This is a genomic window from Paralimibaculum aggregatum (genome assembly GCF_030270585.1).
GTDB lineage: Bacteria > Pseudomonadota > Alphaproteobacteria > Rhodobacterales > Rhodobacteraceae > Thermohalobaculum > Thermohalobaculum aggregatum.
The window spans coordinates 19,803-37,425 of the sequence record NZ_BSYI01000004.1; the positions used below are offsets into that span (position 1 = coordinate 19,803).

At 71.8% G+C, this 17,623-nt stretch carries 18 protein-coding genes; 2 read left to right on the forward strand and 16 right to left on the reverse strand.

The window, feature by feature from the left end; genetic code table 11:
• The first annotated feature begins 469 nt into the window (after positions 1-469).
• Positions 470-3,970: an Ig-like domain-containing protein gene (locus tag QSJ97_RS03340; RefSeq protein WP_285670132.1), complete on the forward strand. Its 3,501-nt coding sequence runs from the start codon at positions 470-472 to the stop codon at positions 3,968-3,970.
• A gap of 92 nt (positions 3,971-4,062) precedes the next feature.
• Here the strand turns inward: QSJ97_RS03340 and QSJ97_RS03345 are convergent, their stop codons facing one another.
• A complete protein-coding gene (locus QSJ97_RS03345; protein ID WP_285670133.1) occupies positions 4,063-5,010 on the reverse strand; it encodes a LysR family transcriptional regulator in 948 nt (315 codons plus the stop codon).
• Between the two features lie 166 nt (positions 5,011-5,176).
• On the opposite strand from QSJ97_RS03345, the gene QSJ97_RS03350 reads away from it, so the two are divergent.
• Positions 5,177-5,989: a class II aldolase/adducin family protein gene (locus QSJ97_RS03350; RefSeq protein WP_285670134.1), complete on the forward strand. Its 813-nt coding sequence runs from the start codon at positions 5,177-5,179 to the stop codon at positions 5,987-5,989.
• 276 nt (positions 5,990-6,265) lie between these two features.
• Here the strand turns inward: QSJ97_RS03350 and hypB are convergent, their stop codons facing one another.
• From hypB to QSJ97_RS03425, 15 genes are all read right to left on the reverse strand, one after another.
• Positions 6,266-7,165, reverse strand: a complete 900-nt coding sequence (gene hypB, locus QSJ97_RS03355; protein ID WP_352231049.1) for a hydrogenase nickel incorporation protein HypB — start codon at positions 7,163-7,165, stop codon at positions 6,266-6,268.
• Entirely contained in the window at positions 7,165-7,407 is a 243-nt protein-coding gene (locus QSJ97_RS03360) for a hydrogenase/urease maturation nickel metallochaperone HypA (protein ID WP_285670135.1), read from the reverse strand. The genes hypB and QSJ97_RS03360 overlap by 1 nt, the downstream gene beginning before the upstream one ends.
• Positions 7,407-8,126 (reverse strand): HoxN/HupN/NixA family nickel/cobalt transporter, encoded by a 720-nt coding sequence (locus tag QSJ97_RS03365; protein WP_285670136.1) that lies wholly within the window; start codon positions 8,124-8,126, stop codon positions 7,407-7,409. Before QSJ97_RS03365 ends, QSJ97_RS03360 begins: the two co-directional genes overlap by 1 nt.
• Before the next feature lie 7 nt (positions 8,127-8,133).
• Positions 8,134-9,171: a hydrogenase expression/formation protein HypE gene (hypE, locus tag QSJ97_RS03370; protein ID WP_285670137.1), complete on the reverse strand. Its 1,038-nt coding sequence runs from the start codon at positions 9,169-9,171 to the stop codon at positions 8,134-8,136.
• The gene (gene hypD / locus QSJ97_RS03375) at positions 9,168-10,307 is read right to left on the reverse strand and encodes a hydrogenase formation protein HypD (protein ID WP_285670138.1); all 1,140 of its coding nucleotides are present in this window, start codon (positions 10,305-10,307) and stop codon (positions 9,168-9,170) included. The genes hypE and hypD overlap by 4 nt, the downstream gene beginning before the upstream one ends.
• Positions 10,304-10,594, reverse strand: coding sequence for a HypC/HybG/HupF family hydrogenase formation chaperone (gene hypC, locus QSJ97_RS03380; RefSeq protein WP_285670139.1), 291 nt, complete (start codon positions 10,592-10,594; stop codon positions 10,304-10,306). The genes hypD and hypC overlap by 4 nt, the downstream gene beginning before the upstream one ends.
• Positions 10,563-12,929 carry a carbamoyltransferase HypF gene (gene hypF / locus QSJ97_RS03385; protein ID WP_285670140.1) on the reverse strand — a complete coding sequence of 789 codons (2,367 nt, stop codon included), beginning with the start codon at positions 12,927-12,929 and terminating at the stop codon, positions 10,563-10,565. Before hypF ends, hypC begins: the two co-directional genes overlap by 32 nt.
• On the reverse strand, positions 12,919-14,103 hold the full coding sequence (locus QSJ97_RS03390) for an NHL repeat-containing protein (protein WP_285670141.1): 1,185 nt from the start codon (positions 14,101-14,103) through the stop codon (positions 12,919-12,921). The genes hypF and QSJ97_RS03390 overlap by 11 nt, the downstream gene beginning before the upstream one ends.
• Complete coding sequence (locus QSJ97_RS03395; RefSeq protein WP_285670142.1) at positions 14,100-14,969, reverse strand: NifU family protein; 870 nt, start codon at positions 14,967-14,969, stop codon at positions 14,100-14,102. The genes QSJ97_RS03390 and QSJ97_RS03395 overlap by 4 nt, the downstream gene beginning before the upstream one ends.
• 4 nt (positions 14,970-14,973) lie before the next feature.
• Positions 14,974-15,186 carry a hypothetical protein gene (locus QSJ97_RS03400; RefSeq protein ID WP_285670144.1) on the reverse strand — a complete coding sequence of 71 codons (213 nt, stop codon included), beginning with the start codon at positions 15,184-15,186 and terminating at the stop codon, positions 14,974-14,976.
• A gap of 19 nt (positions 15,187-15,205) precedes the next feature.
• The gene (locus QSJ97_RS03405) at positions 15,206-15,400 is read right to left on the reverse strand and encodes a hypothetical protein (protein WP_285670145.1); all 195 of its coding nucleotides are present in this window, start codon (positions 15,398-15,400) and stop codon (positions 15,206-15,208) included.
• Complete coding sequence (locus QSJ97_RS03410; protein WP_285670146.1) at positions 15,401-16,405, reverse strand: tetratricopeptide repeat protein; 1,005 nt, start codon at positions 16,403-16,405, stop codon at positions 15,401-15,403.
• 104 nt (positions 16,406-16,509) lie between these two features.
• Positions 16,510-16,815, reverse strand: coding sequence for a hypothetical protein (locus QSJ97_RS03415; RefSeq protein WP_285670147.1), 306 nt, complete (start codon positions 16,813-16,815; stop codon positions 16,510-16,512).
• 4 nt (positions 16,816-16,819) lie between these two features.
• Positions 16,820-17,287 carry a hydrogenase maturation protease gene (locus QSJ97_RS03420; protein WP_285670148.1) on the reverse strand — a complete coding sequence of 156 codons (468 nt, stop codon included), beginning with the start codon at positions 17,285-17,287 and terminating at the stop codon, positions 16,820-16,822.
• A 2-nt stretch (positions 17,288-17,289) separates the two neighbouring features.
• Positions 17,290-17,622, reverse strand: coding sequence for a hypothetical protein (locus tag QSJ97_RS03425; RefSeq protein ID WP_285670149.1), 333 nt, complete (start codon positions 17,620-17,622; stop codon positions 17,290-17,292).
• Between the last annotated feature and the right edge of the window lies 1 nt (position 17,623).

Genomic DNA, 17,623 nt, shown 5'->3' on the forward strand with positions numbered 1-17,623 from the left:
GCACGGACGGCATTCCTGCAAAAATAGATCTCGGGGAGAGACCCGAAAACTTCCGTATTTGCAGACAAGAAACCCGAAAAACCGTTGTCAATCGAGAAGGTTTCCCATTTTCCGCCGCGGAGGATCACCGTGAAACCGCCGGGAATTTATTCGTTGACATCCAAAAACTCGGCGTGGTTAAAATAAATGTCCTTGAAGGTCGGCGTATGTCGAGTAGAGCGCGTTGGTGATCCATCGCTCTTCAAGTCGACTCCCGCAATAAATTCAGGATGATGCAGGCAACGTGTTGCCGGTGGCAAGACGTGTCTCTGTGAAATCTGAATCTCGACGCGGGTGCCGGAAGACGACCCGAGTGCGCAACGTCTCCGGCCCCGGGCAATCGTCCCGGTGCAATCGTCTGGAAACGTTGCTGTAACGCGAGCCCTGCCCGGGCTTGCCCGAGTTGTGCCGCTTACACCGGGAGAACGCCATGGCGACGTTCACAGTCACGACCAACACCGATATCGTCGATGCCGCAGACGGCGTGCTCAGCCTGCGCGAAGCCATCGTCATGGCCAATGCCTCGGTCGGGCCGGACCTGATCGACGTCTCGCTGGCGGAGCTCGGCGAGGACACCAGGCTCGAGCTCGGGAGCGTGCTGGTGATCCAGGACGATCTGGTCATCGACGGGCTCGGGGTGTTTTCGGTGGCGGCGGCGCCGGATAGCGGGGCCCAGCTCTTCCGGGTCGATCCGGGTGTCGCCTCGGTGGTCTTCCAGGGCATCAGCCTCTCCGGCGGCAGCACGGCCGGCGGCGGCGGCGCCGTCGAGGCGCTCGACCCGGGCGGCAACACCCTGCTGGTGTTCGAGCTCGCGGAGCTGACCGGCAACGTCTCGACCGGGCCGACCGGCGGCGGCGCGGTGCGCACCGCGGGCAACGTGGAGGTGCGCGGCTCGGTCTTCGCCGAGAACGCCGCCGTCGGCGATGGCGGCGCCATCATCGCGGGCGGCGATGTCGAGATCAGCGACAGCGCCTTCATCAGCAACAGCACCACCGGCGGCTCGGGCGGCGCGGTCTCGGCCGGCGGGTCGGTCATCGGCATGTCCTCGCTCTTCGAGGCGAACCTGGCCGAGAGCGAGAACGGCTCCGGCGGCGCGCTGTTCGGCAACGAGCAGGCGATCGCCGCCGACAGCGAGTTCACCAACAATCTCGCGGGGAACGAGGGCGGCGCGATCGCCGCCTCCGGCGCCTTTGTCGAGCGCTCGCTGTTCGCCGGGAACGCCAGCGGCCAGCGCGGCGGCGCCATTGCCGCCGCCTTGGCCGAGATCACCGACAGCACCTTCGCGGCAAACGTCACCTCCGGGACCGGCGGCGCGATCTCGGCGGAGGAACTGCTGCTGGGCCGCGCCTCGCTCTCGGGCAACGAGGCCATCGGCGGCGGCGGCGGCATCGACGTCTCGCTCGTCGCGATCATCTCGGGCAGCCTGGTTCTCGGCAACATCTCGGCCGAGCCCGGGCTCGGCGAGATCAACCTCGGGAGCGACCCGGAGCTGGTCTTCGAGGAGCCGAGCATCGTCGGCGCGATTCCCGGGCATTTCGAGGCCGATGCCTTCGATGGCGTCGAGAACGCCGATCCGGGCCTCGTCTTCGACGAGATCGGCGTCTCCGGCGGGGTCGTCTTCGGCCTGCTTTCGCAGAGCCCGGCCGAGAGCGCCGCACTGGCGCTGCGCCGGCTCGTGACCAATCCGGCGCTCGACCGGGCACCGGCCCTGCCGGGGCAGACCGATGCGCGCGGCGAGATGCGCAGCGTCGACTACCCGGACGCGGCCGGCGGCGCCATCGACATCACCGATATCGGCGCCTTCGAGCTCCAGGACGATCTGCGCCCGACGGCGCGCAACGATGCCCTCGCCGCCAGCGAGGGGGTCGCGAACGCGCTCGACGTGCTCGGCAACGACAGCGACCGGCTGGGCGAGCCGGTGCTGCTGCAGAGCGTCACGGTGCCCGGCCTCGGCGCCGTCTCGATCAGCGGCGACACGCTGCTCTACACGCCGAACCCGGGCAGCGCGGGCAGCTCCGACAGCTTCACCTACACCGTGATCGACGGCGCCGGGCTGACCGACACCGCCACCGTCTCGATCACCATCGCGCCGCCGCCCAACATGGCGCCGACGGTGGTCAACGACGCCGCCATCGTGGCGCCGGGCGGCGAGATCCTGATCCCGGCGCTCGCCAACGACACCGACCCGGAGGGCGATTTCCTCACCTATTCGGCCTTTGGGCAGCCGCTCTTCGGCACCGTCGACGCTCCGGGCCCCGACATCCGCTATGTCGCCGATCCCGGCTACAACGGCATCGATCTCGTGAACTATACCGTCACCGACGGCCAGGGCGGCTTCGACGAGGGCTTCGTTTTCGTCTTCGCCTATGATCTCGATGCCGACATCCTCGACCCGATCGAGTTCGTCACCTTCGGCGACGGGACCTTCGACACGCTGGGCCACAAGTTCCTGCCCGGTCTGGCCGGCGAGGTGTTCGAGCCGGATGTCGCGCTCGGCGGCATGCCGGTGCCGGCGTTCTTCTCCGATCTGCAGGCCGGGGTGGCCGGCGGCACCGGGCCGGACGGGGTGTTCGAGGCCAGCCTCGCCTTCGGCGGCCAGGACCGGTTCGACTATGCCTTCGTCGCGCCCGCGCCGCTGCCGCCGGCGGAGGAGACCTTCTCGCTGGTCTACAGCGTCACCGACAGCGCCGATCCCGGCCGCTCGGCCTTCGGCGTCGCGCGCATCGTCAGCAGCACCGATGCCGGTAATGCCGTGCCCGAGGCGGTCGACGACGCCGCCCTCGCGGTGGCCGGCAGCCCCGTGGTGATCGACGTGCTGGCCAACGACAGCGACCCCGACGGCGACCCGCTCGGCCTCTCGATCGTCGATGCCCCGGCCTCCGGCACGGCGGAGATCGTCGACGGTGCGATCACCTACACCCCCGACGCCGGCGCGGGCGGCAGCGACGGGTTCCTCTATGCCATCGACGACGGCGCGGGCGGCATCGCCATCGCGGCGGTCGCCATCTCGATCGGCCAGGTCACCGCCAACACGCCGCCGGTCGCCGTCGACGACCGGTTCGCCGTCGCCGGCGATGCCCCGCCCACCGCGCTGGACGTGCTGCGCAACGACAGCGACCCCGACGACGATCCGCTGAGCGCCGCGCTGCCCGCCGCCGCATCCGCGGCCGGCGGCACGCTGCAGATCTCCGGCGGCGAACTGCTCTACACGCCGCCGCCGGGCTTCGTCGGCATCGACAGCTTCACCTACACGGCGGCCGACGGCCAGGGCGGCGAGACCGATGCCGGGGCGACGGTGGTCGTCACCGATCCGTCCTGCGCGGCGGTCGCGGGCAGCGGCGACGGCGACGAGATCCCCGCCGGCGCGGGCAACGAATGCATCGACGGCGGCGCGGGCCGCGACACCGTGGTCTTCGCCGGCAGCCGCGACGCCTCCGAACGGGGGTTCCTGCCGGACGGCGACGTCGCCTTCTCGAGCGCGGCGAACGGCACCGACACGCTGACCGATATCGAGCGCGCCGCCTTCGACGACGGCACCCTGATCTTCGATGCGGCCGGCGCCGATCTCGGCTACATCTACCGCACCTATGCCGCGGCCTTCGCCCGCACGCCGGACGAGGGCGGCTTCATCTTCTGGAACGACGCGATCAACACCGGCGCCTTCAGCCGCGCGGGGGTCGCGCAGTTCTTCGTCGACAGCCCGGAATTCGCCGAGAAGTTCGGCGAGGACCCGAGCGACGCGGACTTCATCGACGCGCTGTTCAACAACGTGCTGCTGCGCGACCCGGACGACGGCGGCCGCACCTTCTGGCTCGACGCCTTCGAGACCGGCCTCTTCGACCGCGCCGACATGCTGGTCTTCTTCGCCGAAAGCCCCGAAAACGTCGCCCGCAACATCGACAACCTCGACGTCGGCATCTGGGTGGTGTGACCCGCCTGACCTTGCTCCCTGATCCCGGACCAGGCGGCAAGGTATGAACCGAGCTGGAGGGACAAGGATGACGAAGCGGGTGAGACGGCGGCTCACCGGGGCTGGTCGGCGCCGGCGGCGGGCGGTGCGGCGGCGTGCCAGCGCGGCGATCTGAACGACTCGACCATGAACTCGATGAACAGGCGGATGCGCGGCACGATGGAGCGGTCCGGCAGGAACACCGCGTAGATCGCCGATGCGTCGGTCGCCGTCTGCTCGGGCAGGAGCTGCACCAGGCGCCCCGCGTCGATCGCCGGGCGCGCCAGGTGCTCGGCCATCCGCATCACTCCGAAGCCGGCCAGGCACATCTGGTAGAGCGACATGCCCTGATTGCTCTGGAACCGGCTCCGGGCGCGGTAGATCACCGGCTCGCCATCGACCACGAAGGGCCAGCGGTTGAGGTGCTCGCGGCTGCCGTCCCAGGCGAGGCAGGGAAACCGGTCGAGCTCCGCCGGGCTCGCCGGCATGCCGTGCCGCGCGACCAGCCCGGCGGCGGCGACGACGATGCGCTGCAGGCCGCAGAGCCGCCGGTGCATCAGGCTCGAGTCGGGCAGGCGCCCCATGCGGATGGCGATGTCGATGCGGTCCTCGATCAGGTTCTCGATGTCGTCGGTCAGCCTCAGCTCGACCGAGACATGGGGGTGGCGCGACAGGAATGCCGGCATCAGCGGCGTGATCCGGTCCTGCCCGAAGGCGATCGGCACCGAGACCCGCAGATGCCCGGCGATCCTCGGCCCGTCCTGCTGCAGCGTCGCGTCGGCCGCCTCCACCGCCTCGATCGCGCGCCGCGCGGCGCCGAGGAAGGTCTCGCCCTCCGGGGTCAGCCGGTGGCCGCGCGTGGTGCGGTGCAGGAGCTTGCTGCCGAGCCGCGCCTCCAGCCGCTGGATGGTCTGGCTGACGAAGGGCTGGCTGACGCCGATGCTGTGCGCCGCGGCGGTGAAGCTGCCGGCCTCGACCACCGCCTGGAAGATCCGCATCTCGAGCAGACGGTCGTCCTTCATCGGTCGCTTCCCCCCTGCCCCTGCCCCTGCCCCGCCGCACCCGGGCGCGCGGCAATAACACTTATTGCGGCGGCTGCGTTGCCGTGCCCGCCCGGCGGCACCATTCTGGACAGCGAACGGGACGGGGCAAGTCCCGCAGCAACAACCAGAGGAGAGGAACCGCCCCATGTTGGATCTCGGAAAGCGCGTGTCGATCTACCAGCCGGAGCAGGAGGGCCTGATCTTTCCCGAGCTGCCGGCCTTCGAGACGGTCGAGCAGGAACGCCGGCATCGCAAGGAGCGGCTGGTCGCCGCCTGCCGCGCCTTCGACCGGCAGGGCTTCGACTACGGCTTCGCCGGGCATCTCACGGTGCGCGACCCGGAGCGCCCGGAGCTCTACTGGACCAACCCGATGTGCGTGCATTTCGCCAAGGTCAGGGTCTCCAACCTGATCCTGGTCGATCACGAGGGCACGGTGATCGAGGGCAGCCACGCGGTGAACCGGGCCGGCTTCGTGCTGCATGCCAACGTGCACGAGGAGCATCCCGACATCATCGCGATGTGCCATGCCCACACCGTCTACGGCACCGCCTGGGCCGCCACCGGGCGCCCGATCGAGCCGATCACCCAGGATGCCTGCGCCTTCTTCGAGGACCATGTGATCATCGGCGACGAGGCCGGCGCGGTGGCGGTGGAGAACCATGCCGGCTCGAACGTCGCCAAGGCGTTCAAGGGGGTGAAGGCGGCGATCCACCAGAACCACGGCCTGCTCACCGCGAGCCGCCACAGCATCGATTCGGCGGCGTTCTGGTTCATCGCGCTGGAGCGCTGCTGCAAGCAGCAGCTCGACATCGCCGCCTCCGGGATCCAGCCGACCCATGTGCGCGCCGACCGCGCGCGCTACAGCCGCGAGCATGTCGGCAGCGACTATATCGGCTGGCTGCATTTCCAGACCATCTGGAACCAGCTGGCCGAGGATCAGCCCGACATGTTCGACTGATCGCGGCGGCGCTGCCGGGCACGGATGCCGATATCCGGCCCCGGCGGCGCGCCCGCGCCGGGCCGGCCGGGGGCCTCCGGGCGATCGGCCGGCCTCTATCCGGGCCCTGCGGCGCGCCGGCACCGGGCCGGCCGTGGGCCGCCGGGCGATCGGCCGGCCCTTCGCCCGCCCTCCCGCCTGCGCCCGTCATCCGTCCCGCTGAGTCAGGTCGGGAGCCTCCGGCCTGCCGCCTCCGGCCCGTGCCGCCGGATGCGCCCGGCCGCGGGGCGCGGCGGCTCAGGCCGACCTTGCGGTCAGCCAGCCCGTCCAGGCCTCGAAGCCCTCGCCGGTCCGCGCCGACAGCGCGATGATCTCCGCCTCGGGCGCGATCTCGCGGATGTTGGCGCGGCAGGCCGCGTCGTCGAAGCCGACATGCGGCGAGAGGTCGATCTTGTTGATCAGCACGAGGCCGCAAGCCCTGAAGATATGGGGATATTTCAGGGGCTTGTCCTCGCCCTCGGTGGTCGAGATCACGGCGATCTTCAGGTGCTCGCCGAGGTCGAACATGGCCGGGCAGACGAGGTTGCCGACATTCTCGATCATCAGGATGGTGCCGGGTGCGGGGTCGAGCCGGGCGACCGCGCCGGCGACCATGTCGGCCTCGAGATGGCATCCGGCTCCGGTGTTGATCTGCACCGCCCGCGCGCCCGCCGCGCGCACCCGCTCGGCGTCGTTGGCGGTCATCTGGTCGCCCTCGATCACGTCGATCCGGACCCGGTCGCCGAGCTCGCGGATGGTGCGCTCGAGCAGCGTGGTCTTGCCCGCACCGGGGGAGGACAGCAGGTTCAGCGCCAGCACGCCGCGGCCCTCGAACCAGCCGCGGTTGCGCGCCGCGATGCCGTCGTTCTTGGCCAGCACCGCGGTCTCGAGGCTGATCACCTCGCCGTTGGGGCCATGCGCATGGGGCCGGTCGTCGCCGTCATGGCGGTGATGGTGATGGCCGTCGGCATGGTCGTGCGCATGGCCGTGGTCGTGCGCGTGATCGTGCGCATGCCCGTGCGCATGGGCATGGCCGGGCGCGTGATCGCCGCCCTGCCCCAGGATGCCGCCCTGGCGCAGCACGGTGCGCTCGCCGCTGTCAGGGTCGATCAGCGCGACGTCGTTCTTCGGGTCGGAACATCCGCATGTGCCGCACATCAGGCCGCCTCCTCCAGTTCGTAATCCTTGATCAGGAACGTGTCGCCCTCGGCCTCGACGAAGGCGAGCTCCGCCGCCGCCAGGCCGGTGCCCTCGGTCACCACGCCCCAGCAGAAGGCGAGCGCCGGGCGCTCGACGCAGGCCAGCGGGCCGACCGCCACCCGCACCCGCCGGACCGGACGGTCGCCGGCATGTTCGGAGACGATGGCGAGAATGTTGCGGCAGAGCCCGAGCTCGTGCATCAGAACGCCCTCCAGGCCAGCGCGCCGGTGGTCCACATGATCTCGCCGCCGATGACGATCGCCACCGTGGCGGCGCCCAGCGTCAGCGCCTGGTAGATCCTGCGGGTGTGCCGCTCGATCCCGGCCAGCGGCCAGGCCGCCACGAAGGACAGCGCCCCCATGCCGGCGATCGAGCCGAGCCCGAACATCAGCACATAGGCGAGCGCCATGGCGGGCTCCCCGGTCGCGGCCACCGCCAGCGCCAGCAGCGCCGCCGAGCCGGCCGCGCCGTGGATCAGCCCGACCCCGAGCGCCCGCAGCGAGAACCCCCTCGGATGGGCGTGGTGGTGCGGGTCCCGCGCGTGATCGGTGTCCGAGCCGGCATGGGAATGGGCGTGCAGGTGCGGGCGCCCGTCGCCGTGGTCATGCACGTGGAAATGCACGCGCCGCCGCCGCATCCGCCGCAGGACATCCGCGCCCAGCAGCACCAGCATCGCGCCGACGCCGAATTCGAGCGCCGCCGCCCGCTCCGCGGTCAGCGCGAAGCCGAACATCAGCACCAGCGTGCAGAGCGCGAACAGGGTGATCGTGTGGCCCAGCCCCCAGGCCATGCCGCGCATCACCATCGCGCGCTTGCCGCCGCGCTCGCGCGCCGCCATCGCGCCGACGGCGGCCAGGTGGTCGGCCTCCAGCGCATGGCTCATGCCGATCACGAAGCCGAGGACGAGAAAGCTTGTCATGGATGCCTCAACATATGCGCGGCAGCTGCTCGCCGACCAGCATGTCGACGATGCGCCTGCCGCCGAAGACGGTCTGCATGACCACCCTGCCCGGATGGTCCCCGACGGCCCGGCCGATCGCCACCGCATCCCGCCCGGCGGGCACCGAGCGCATGGCGGCGAGGGCCGCATCGGCCTCGTGCTCCGGCGCGAACAGCACCAGCGTGCCCTCGTTGGCCAGGTAGAGCGGATCGAGGCCGAGGATCTCGCACAGCCCCTTCACCTCGGTGCGCAGCGGCAGCGCGGTCTCGTCGATCACGATGCCGCAGCCGGCCGCCTCGGCGATCTCGTTCAGCGCCGAGGCGAGCCCGCCGCGCGTCGCATCCCGCGCCGCCCGCGTGCCGGGCGCCGCCGCGAGCACCGCCTCGACCAGCGCCCCGAGCGGCTGGCAGTCGCTCGCGACATCGGTCGACAGCGCCATGTCGCCCCGGGCCGCCAGGATCGCGGCGCCGTGGTCGCCCAGCACGCCGTTGACGATGGCGACGTCGCCGGGGCGCACCCGGTCGGCCGCCAGCGCCCGGCCGGCGGGGATGACGCCGACGCCCGAGGTGGTGACGAAGACCCGGTCGGCCGAGCCGCGGCCCACCACCTTGGTGTCGCCGGTGACGATGGCCACCCCGGCCTCTTCCGCCGCGGCCTGCATCGAGGCCGCGATGCGGCGCAGCAGCGCGACCTCGCAGCCCTCCTCGATGATGAAGGCGGCCGACAGCCAGAGCGGCCGCGCGCCGCCCACCACCAGGTCGTTGACCGTGCCGCAGACCGCGATCCGGCCGATGTCGCCGCCCGGGAACTCGACCGGATCGACCACGAAACCGTCGGTCGTGAAGGCCAGCCGCGCGCCCGGCTCGGCCAGCGCCGCAGCTTGCAGCCGGGCCTGGTCCTCGAGGCCGTCGGGCCGGAACACCGAGACGAAGACATCCTCGATCAGCTCGCGCATCGCCTTGCCGCCGCCGCCATGGGCCAGCGTCACGCGGTCGGCCCGCAGGCGGCGCACCGGGGCGTTCATCCTGCCGGTTCCAGCTGCCCGCCGCCATACTGGTAGTAGGCCGCGCAGGCCCCCTCGGACGACACCATCAGCGCGCCGAGCGGCATCTCCGGCGTGCATCCCGTGCCGAACTGCGGGCACTGCCGCGGCTTGATCCGCCCGGTCATCACCTCGCCGCAGGCACAGCCCTCGGGCTCCGGCACGGCGGCGCGGGCGGCGCCGTAGCCGATGGCGAACCGGCGCTCGGCGTCGAAGCCGGCATAGCGCTCGCGGATCCTCAGCCCGGACAGGTCGATCTCGCCGAGGCCGCGCCATTCGAAGCTGGGGCGCGGCTCGTAGACATCGGCGCAGGCGGCGATGGAGACCGGGTTGCCCTCGTCCGGCACGACGCGGGCATACTGGTTCTCGACCTCGGCGCGGCCGTCGCGGATCTGCTCGAGCACCATCAGCACCGATTGCAGCAGGTCGAGCGGCTCGAACCCGGCGACGACGATGGGCTTGCCGTAGTCCCGCGCGATGAAGTCGTATGGCCGCGTTCCGATCACCATCGATACATGGCCCGGCCCGACGAAGCCGTCCAGCACCATCCTCGGGTCGTCGAGCAGCGCCCGGATCGGCGGCGGCACCGTGATGTGGTTGCAGAACACCGAGAAGTTGGCCAGCCCCTCGGCCGCCGCCTGCTGGATCGACAGCGCGGTCGAGGGCGTCGTGGTCTCGAAGCCGAGCCCGAAGAACACGATCTCGCGGTCCGGGTTGCGCCGGGCCAGCTCGAGCGCGTCCAGCGGCGAGTAGACCATGCGGATGTCGCAGCCCTCGGCCTTGGCCTGCATCAGCGACTTGCGGGTGCCGGGCACCCGCATGGCATCGCCGAAGGTGGTGAAGATCACCTCCGGGCGCTCGGCCAGCGCGACGCATTCGTCGACCCGGCCCATCGGCAGCACGCAGACCGGGCAGCCGGGGCCGTGGATGAACTCGAGGCCCGGCGGGGTCAGCTTGTCGAGCCCGTAGCGGAAGATCGCATGGGTATGGCCGCCGCAGATCTCCATGATGCGGATCGGGGCATCGGCCGTCGCGCCGATCTCGGCGGTGACGCCGGCAATCGCCGCGAGAACGCCCCTGGCGGCGGCGGGGTCGCGGAACTCGTCGGCGAACTTCATGACGCGCGCTCCATCATCGCCTGGCTGGCGCGCATCGCCTCGATCTCGTCCTGCGCCTCGCCCAGCATCTTCAGCACCTCCAGCGTCTTCGCCGCCTCCTCCTCGTTGATCCGCGACATCGCGAAGCCGACATGGATCAGCGCCCAGACGCCGATCAGGTTGTCCAGCGGTCCGTCGGCGATGCAGGCGACATTGACCTCGCGGCGCACGCCGGAGACGTCGACCGTCGCAAGCTTCCGCTCGGCGTCCGAGATCTCAATGATCTGGCCGGGAATCCCGAGGCACATTGTGGTCTCCCTGTTGGCTGGCGGCCAGGGCGATCGCGGCCTGGCCGAGGGCTAGCCCGCCGTCGTTGGCGGGGGTTGCGGAGTGGCTGAGAACGGTGAGGCCGGCGGCCTCGAGGCGCGCATGCACCAGCGCGAACAGCGTCGCGTTCTGGAAGCAGCCGCCGGTCAGCGCGACCGTGTCGATGCCGGCATCGGCGGTGGTCCGGGCCGCCATCGCCGCGATCGCCCGGGCGAGGCCGCGATGGAACCGGGCCGAGATCACGCCTGGCGGCGTGCGCAGGATCAGGTCGCCCAGCATCGCGCGCCAGGCCGCCAGCGGCTCGATATAGGGCAGCCCCCGGCCGCCCAGCAGCGGGATCGCGAAGGGATAGGCAAGCTCCTCGGGCTCGTCGAGGGCGGCGGGGTCGAGCGCCGCCTCGAACAGCATGGCGGCCTGGCCCTCGTAGTCCTGCCGCTCCCAGGCGAGGCCGGCGATCGCCGCGGCGGCATCGAAGAGCCGCCCGCAGGATGAGGACAGCGGCGCGTTGGTGCCCGAGGCGATCATCGCATCCAGCGTCTGCCGCGGCAGGCCGGCGAGGCGCGCGCAGAGCGGCAGCCCGGCGAAGTTCATCGCGAACTCGGCCCAGCCCATCTCGGCCATCAGATGCGCATAGGCGTTGCGCCAGGGCTCGCGCACCGCGGCCGTGCCGCCCGGCAGGGCGACCGGCTTCAGGCAGCCGACCCGGCGATAGCCGCGATAGTCGGCCAGCAGGAACTCGCCGCCCCAGATCGTGCCGTCGCTGCCCAGCCCGGTGCCGTCCATGGCGATGCCCAGCACCGGCGGCGCGTCCAGCGGCCGGCCGTTCTCGACGAGGCAGGCGGCGACATGCGCATGGTGGTGCTGCACCTCGATCACCGGCCGCTCGCCGGCCATGTTGAAGCCGCGCTGGGTCGACAGGTATCCGGGATGCATGTCGACCGCGATCACCGCCGGGTGATGGGCATAGAGCCGGTGATAGAGATCCAGGTTGCGCTCGGCATCGGCATGGGTCGCGATGTCCTCGAGATCGCCCATGTGCTGGCTGAGCACCGCCTGCCCGTCCTTGATCATGCAGAAGGTGTTCTTCAGCTCGCCGCCGAAGGCCAGCACCTCGGTGCCGCGGTCGAAGCCCTCGGGCAGCGCGATCGCCGCGGGCGCATAGCCCCGGGCCCGGCGCAGCATCCGGGGCCGGCCGAGATCGACGCGCACCACGCTGTCGTCGATGCGGTTCGCGATGTCCCGGTCATGCATCAGGGCGAAATCGGCGATCCCGGCGAGGCGCGCGCGGGCATCCGCGTTGTCGGTGCATTGCGGCTGGCCCGAGAGGTTGCCGGAGGTCATCACCACCGGCCGCTTCATGCGCCGGAGCAGCAGGTGATGCAGCGGCGTGGCCGGCAGCATGAAGCCCAGCCGGTCGAGCCCCGGCGCGACCGCGTCCGGCAGCGCCGCGCCGCGCGCCTTCAGCAGCACGATCGGCGCCTCGGGCGAGGCCAGCAGCCGGGCCTCCTCCTCGCCGATCTCGGCATGGGCGCGGATCACCCCGAGATCCCGCGCCATCAGCGCGAAGGCCTTGCCGCGCCGCCGCTTGCGCGCGCGCAGGCGCTCGACGACCTCGGGCCGGGTCGCGTCGCAGGCCAGGTGGAAGCCGCCGATCCCCTTGATCGCGACGATGTAGCCGTTCATCAGCGCGCCGCCGGCGGCGTCGACGTCGTCGAGCATCGAGAAGGCCTCGAGATTGACCGCGCCGCCGCCGAGCTTCTCGAACCAGGCGCGCGGGCCGCAGGCATGGCAGGCAACCGGCTGCGCATGGAACCGCCGGTCGGCCGGGTCGCCGTATTCCGCCGCGCAGTCGGCGCAGAGCGGGAAGTCGCGCATCGTGGTTCGGGCGCGGTCATAGGGCGCGCCGCCGACGATCGAGAAGCGCGGCCCGCAATTGGTGCAGTTGGTGAACGGGTAGCGGTAGCGGCGCTGGAACGGGTCGGTGGTCTCGGCCAGGCAGTCGGCGCAGACCGCGGCATCCGGGGTCACCGCCGTGCGCATCGCGCCGCCGCCCGAGGCGGCGATCGAGAAGCCGTCGGGCGCCGGGTCGGCCAGCGGCACGCGGTCCCAGCGCTCGATCCGCGCCAGCACCGGCAGCTCGCGCCGCAGCCGCTCGGCAAAGGCGGTCAGGTTGGCGCCCCAGAGCCGCACCTCGACCCCCTCGCCGGTGTTGCGCACCTCGCCGCTCAGGCCGAGCGCCCGCGCCACCCGCCAGACCGCGGGGCGGAAGCCGACGCCCTGGACCTGGCCGCGGATGGTGTGCAGCTCACCCTGCATCGGCCAGCCTCCAGAGCAGCACCCGGTTGTTGCCGCTGTCGGCGATGGCGAGCAGCCCGCCGAGCGCCGAGAGCCCGTAGGGCCAGCACAGGCTGTCGCGCGTGGCGACGCCCCAGCGGTTGTCGCCCTTCGCGGCGAAGTCGGGCTGGCCGGTCAGCCGGTCGGCCGCCGCGCCGGTGGTCGCCGCGGACCAGCCGAGCAGCCGGGAATTCGCGGTGTCGGCGACCGCCAGGCGCGCGCCGGCGGCGACCGCGGCATAGGGCATGTTCAGCGCCGCCGCGCAGGGATAGTAGGCGGCCATGTTGTGGTCGCAGCCGGCCGCGCCGCGCTGGCCGAGGAGCGCGTCGCAGGGCGCGCCGTTCCGCTCCGGCAGCCGGTCCCAGAGCATGATCCGGTTGTTGCCCGCATCGGCCACCGCCAGCCGCCCGGCCCAGCCCGCCGCCATGTGCGGCCAGCGCATCGAGCGGGCCGAGACCGCGGCGCCGGCATTCTCGTCGCGCGTGGTGAAATCGCCCTGCCCCAGCACCAGATCCGCCGGCTGGCCGGTCTCGTCCGGCGCGTTCCAGAGCAGCACCCGCCGGTTGCCGGTGTCGCAGACCACGAGGCGGCCCTGCACCACCGAGACGCCATAGGGCCAGTGCAGGCTCGCCGCGGTCGGGCGGTCGGCGCCGCGATTGGCCTCGACCTCCCGCGCGCTGCGCTGGCCGAGCACGATATCGGCCGGCTGGCCGGAGGCCTCCGGCAGCCGCCGCCACAGCAGCACCCGGTGGTTCCAGGGATCGGCGACGGCGAGCCCGGCGCCCCAGGCGGCCACCCCGGTCGGCACGTTCAGCGTCGCCGCGCCGGGCGCGCCCTTGGCGTTGCGGCCCTCGCGGGTGAAGCCGGGCTGGCCGATCAGCAGGTCCGCCGGCGCGTTGTCGGCCGCCGGCACCCGGTGCCAGCCGAGCAGCCGGTGATGGCCGGTATCGGCGACCCAGAGCGAGCCCTCCGGATGCAGGCAGACGCCGCGCGGGCCGAACAGCGTGCCGGCATCGGGCGCCAGCGGCACCGCGAGCTCGCCGCCGCGCCAGCCGAGCACGGCCATCGGCCCGGCCGGGTCGAGCAGCGGCGCCCCTTCGGTCGCGGTGTCCGGCGCCTTCACCGGGCGGAACGAGGGGGCGAGCGAGACCCTCATGGCATCAGCCTGACATCGATGCGCCCGCCGACCACGCGCACGCCATGCGGCTGCAGCTGCACCTCGGGCGCGGTCAGGCACTCGCCGGTCTCCAGCGAATAGCGGAACCCGTGATGGGGGCAGGTGATCAGGCCGCCGGCGATCGCGCCGCCATCCATCGGCATGCCCATATGGGCGCAGGCGTTCTCGAAGCAGGTCACCCGGTCGCCGAAGCGCGACAGCAGCACCGAGCGCCCCTCGACCTCGAGGATGCGGGTGGTGCCGTCGGCCAGCTCGCCGAGCTCGGCGGCGCCGGCCCAGCCCTCCTCCTGCCCGGCGGCGAAGGGCGAGGTGAAGTGCACCTGGCCGTCGCCGCCGCCGCCGCCCAGCCCCTTGGCCTGCCGGACCTCGGTGATCTCAGGCACATGCTCCTGGATCGCCTTCTTGACGCCGGCATAGAAGGTCAGCGCCGAGGCCGGGCAGCCGTCGCAGGCGCCGAGGAAGCGGATCTCGGCGCGCGCCCCCTCGACCGAGACCAGCTCGGCATCGCCGCCGTGGCCGGCCAGCATCGGGCGCACCGTCTCGAGCGCCGCATCGACCCGCTCGAACAGCGAGGGCCTGAGGATGCCGTGGCGCCGCAGCACCGCATAGATCACCTCGTCTCCGGCGGCGGCGCGCAGCGCCTCGGCCATGCCGGGAACATCGCGCAGCGCCCGGATCAGCCGGCGGAATGCCTCGGCGTTGAGCGCATCGACCGCCTCGGCCCGGGCCTGCGCCCCGGCGCGCTCGGCCTCGCCCCAGCCGGCCGCGAGCGCCTCCAGCGCGGCGAGGTCGCGCAGCAGCTCGTCCAGCGGCCGGGTGTCGGGGGATGCGCTGCCATCGGCCATCGGATCACGCGTATTTCAGGTCTTTGAACAGGATCGGCTGCAGGAAGCCCGCAACCGCCCCGCCGATGATCGCCGCCAGCCAGACCGGGGCGACGAGGCCGACCAGGATCATCGCCCCCGCCCCGGCGCCGGCGCCGAGGGCGAGCTGGCGGATCACCAGCGACCGGTCCTTGAACAGCTTGCCCGCGAAGAACAGCTTCGCGGAGTTGATGGCCATGTCGAGCATCCGCTTCCCCTCAGACGATCATGAGAACGATCAGGCCGAACACCACGGCCGCGGTGCCGGACAGCACGCCATAGAGCCCGCCCATATAGGCCGCGAGCTCGGCGCCCAGCGCCTCCCTTCCGATGCGCAGGCCCGATGCGGCGCCGGCACAGAGTGCCGCGGCGAGGCCAAGCAGGAGCGCGAGCAGATAGATCAGAGCGGCCATTCAGAGGTCCTTTTCCTGCACGGCAGGCACGCCGAAGCTGGCCTGCGCGGATTGAAGTTCGGCCATCGCGCCGCCGACCGCCTCGGCCTTGCCGTGCTCGCCGGTGCGCTCGAAGATCTCCCGCGCCTCGGCATAGAGCGCGAGCGCCGCGGCGATGTTGCGGGCGTTTCCGGCCTCCGGGGCGGCCGGGTCGTCCGGCAGGTTGGCCAGGCAGTTCGCCCGGTTGGCGATGGTGTTGGCGTATTCGCCCGGGGCATCCCGGGCGGTGCGCACCTTGAGCGCCGCGTCATAGGCCTCGAGCGCGCGGAACCCGTTCTCGATGCGGTGGCTCGACGAGGCATATTGCAGCGCGTTGCCGAGATTGTTCTGGAGCATCGCGTATTCCCGCGGGTGATCGACGAGGTTGACCACCCTGAGGCCCTCCTCGAAGGCCTGCACCGCCAGCGCCTCGCGCATCCGGCCGGTCTCGTCGGTGAACGGGATCGAGAGGAACGCCGTCGCCAGGTTGTTCTGCAGGATCGCGAACTCGGCGGGGTGCCCGGCCTTGTCGAACACCCGGAGCGCCCGCTGATAGGCCGAGATCGCGTCCTGGATGCGCGCCCTGCCGGCGCCGGCGAGGGTTTGCAGCACCAGCCCGAGATTCATCTCGGCCTCGGCGATCTCGGTGTCGAGGCCCTCGGCGCCGAGGGTCGCGAGCGCTGTCTCGAGCTCGCCCCGCGCCGCCTCCAGCAGGCCGGTGTCCGCGGCCGGGGCGGCCATCATCGCGGTGGCCATGCGGGCGCGGATGCGCGCCTGCAGCAGCGCCTGCCCGGACGGCGCCTGCTCGACCCCCAGCCGGTAGAGCTCGATCGCCGCATGCAGGTCCTCCGGCGCCTGCGGCTTCTGCTGCATGCCCATGGCGATCTCCATGAGCATCTCGGCCTTCTCGGCCGCCGGCGCATCGCTTTCGCCGACAACCCTGAGCGCTGCCCTGACCTGATCCTCGGTGCGGCTGAGCGCCACCATTGTCGTCCTCCCCGGGACCGATGGTCCGATTCTTCCGAAACCTTCTTTGCACAAATGAAAGCGCGCTGGCGTTTGCCTGTCTAGTTATTTTTCTTCTTGTAAACTTAGTTTGCAGGCAGATCGGCGACCAGCGCCCCGACCTCGGCCGACCACACCGCCTCGAGGTCGTCGGCCTGCCAGGCCAGCAGGCCATGCTCGGCAAACACGTCCGGGGCGCTGGCCACGCGGTCGCCGCGGGCGTTGCGGATCTTCAGCAGGCAGCCGCCCGCCGCCATCTGGCGCACCGGCAGGATCTGCAGCTGGCCGTCGCGGATCAGGACGATGATCGCCGTGATGCCGCCGAAATACGTCGCCACCGCCTGGTGCCCGAGATAGACCGAGCCGTTCCGCACGGCGATCCGGGCCGCCATCGCCTCAGCCCTCCGCCGGCGCCGCGAGCAGCCCGGCGATCCGCTCCGCCACCCGCGCGCCGGCCGCCCGGACCGGGCCGCTGAGCTCGAGCCCGAGGCCGGTGCTCGCGGCCTCGATCAGGAACACCGAGACCTCTGCCGGGAAGGCGTCGCCATAGATCCGGCGCCCGGCATAGAGCGCGTGATCCCAGCGGAAATCGTGGAGCGACAGGCTCTGCGGCGGCGGCGCCGCGAGCACCGCGCCCGGCACCTCGTAGATCGCCCCCGGCGCCCCCTCCGGCGCGCGGGCATCGACGATGATCAGCCGGTCGGCGCCGCGCGCCCGGTAGATCACGCCCATGCCGTCGGTGCCGGCGTCGAACAGCGCCGCGCCCGGCGGCAGCGCGCGCGCCCGCAGCAGGCCGATCACATGCGGGCCGATCCCGTCATCCGAGCGGTTGGTGTTGCCGCAGCCGATGATCGCGGTCCGCATGCTCAGATCCGCCACAGGCGGCACGACCAGCCCGCCTCGACCGGCAGCATCAGCTCGGGCAGCTCGCAGAACCGGCGATGCACCAGGTAGTACATGCAGGTCTCGCAGGGCTGCTCGAGGCCGTTGGCCTCGACCGTGTGGTCGGTGAAGCCGGCGATCACCAGCTTGCGCCCGAGATCGCCGGTGGCCTCCGAGCGCAGGCGTGCGATGATCTCGCTGACCATCTCCGAGCTCTCGGCCCGCGGCCAGACCTCGGTCTCCAGCCCGCCGGCGAGGCGCCGGGCGATCGCCTCCCTGAGGGTGTCGTCGTCCGGGCCGGCGCTGTCTTCGGCCATC

Excerpts from the sequence above, each read along its gene's own strand:
- QSJ97_RS03415 (WP_285670147.1), bottom strand. The coding sequence starts at position 16,815 with ATGGCGGCCCGGATCGCCGTGCGGAACGGCTCGGTCTATCTCGGGCAC.
- QSJ97_RS03360 (WP_285670135.1), bottom strand. The coding sequence starts at position 7,407 with ATGCACGAGCTCGGGCTCTGCCGCAACATTCTCGCCATCGTCTCCGAA.
- hypC (WP_285670139.1), bottom strand. The coding sequence starts at position 10,594 with ATGTGCCTCGGGATTCCCGGCCAGATCATTGAGATCTCGGACGCCGAG.
- hypB (WP_352231049.1), bottom strand. The coding sequence starts at position 7,165 with ATGTGCGGCACATGCGGATGTTCCGACCCGAAGAACGACGTCGCGCTG.
- hypE (WP_285670137.1), bottom strand. The coding sequence starts at position 9,171 with ATGAACGCCCCGGTGCGCCGCCTGCGGGCCGACCGCGTGACGCTGGCC.
- QSJ97_RS03340 (WP_285670132.1), top strand. The coding sequence starts at position 470 with ATGGCGACGTTCACAGTCACGACCAACACCGATATCGTCGATGCCGCA.
- QSJ97_RS03365 (WP_285670136.1), bottom strand. The coding sequence starts at position 8,126 with ATGACAAGCTTTCTCGTCCTCGGCTTCGTGATCGGCATGAGCCATGCG.
- hypD (WP_285670138.1), bottom strand. The coding sequence starts at position 10,307 with ATGAAGTTCGCCGACGAGTTCCGCGACCCCGCCGCCGCCAGGGGCGTT.
- QSJ97_RS03420 (WP_285670148.1), bottom strand. The coding sequence starts at position 17,287 with ATGCGGACCGCGATCATCGGCTGCGGCAACACCAACCGCTCGGATGAC.
- QSJ97_RS03405 (WP_285670145.1), bottom strand. The coding sequence starts at position 15,400 with ATGGCCGCTCTGATCTATCTGCTCGCGCTCCTGCTTGGCCTCGCCGCG.
- QSJ97_RS03425 (WP_285670149.1), bottom strand. The coding sequence starts at position 17,622 with ATGGCCGAAGACAGCGCCGGCCCGGACGACGACACCCTCAGGGAGGCG.
- QSJ97_RS03390 (WP_285670141.1), bottom strand. The coding sequence starts at position 14,103 with ATGAGGGTCTCGCTCGCCCCCTCGTTCCGCCCGGTGAAGGCGCCGGAC.
- hypF (WP_285670140.1), bottom strand. The coding sequence starts at position 12,929 with ATGCAGGGTGAGCTGCACACCATCCGCGGCCAGGTCCAGGGCGTCGGC.
- QSJ97_RS03345 (WP_285670133.1), bottom strand. The coding sequence starts at position 5,010 with ATGAAGGACGACCGTCTGCTCGAGATGCGGATCTTCCAGGCGGTGGTC.
- QSJ97_RS03400 (WP_285670144.1), bottom strand. The coding sequence starts at position 15,186 with ATGGCCATCAACTCCGCGAAGCTGTTCTTCGCGGGCAAGCTGTTCAAG.
- QSJ97_RS03410 (WP_285670146.1), bottom strand. The coding sequence starts at position 16,405 with ATGGTGGCGCTCAGCCGCACCGAGGATCAGGTCAGGGCAGCGCTCAGG.
- QSJ97_RS03350 (WP_285670134.1), top strand. The coding sequence starts at position 5,177 with ATGTTGGATCTCGGAAAGCGCGTGTCGATCTACCAGCCGGAGCAGGAG.
- QSJ97_RS03395 (WP_285670142.1), bottom strand. The coding sequence starts at position 14,969 with ATGGCCGATGGCAGCGCATCCCCCGACACCCGGCCGCTGGACGAGCTG.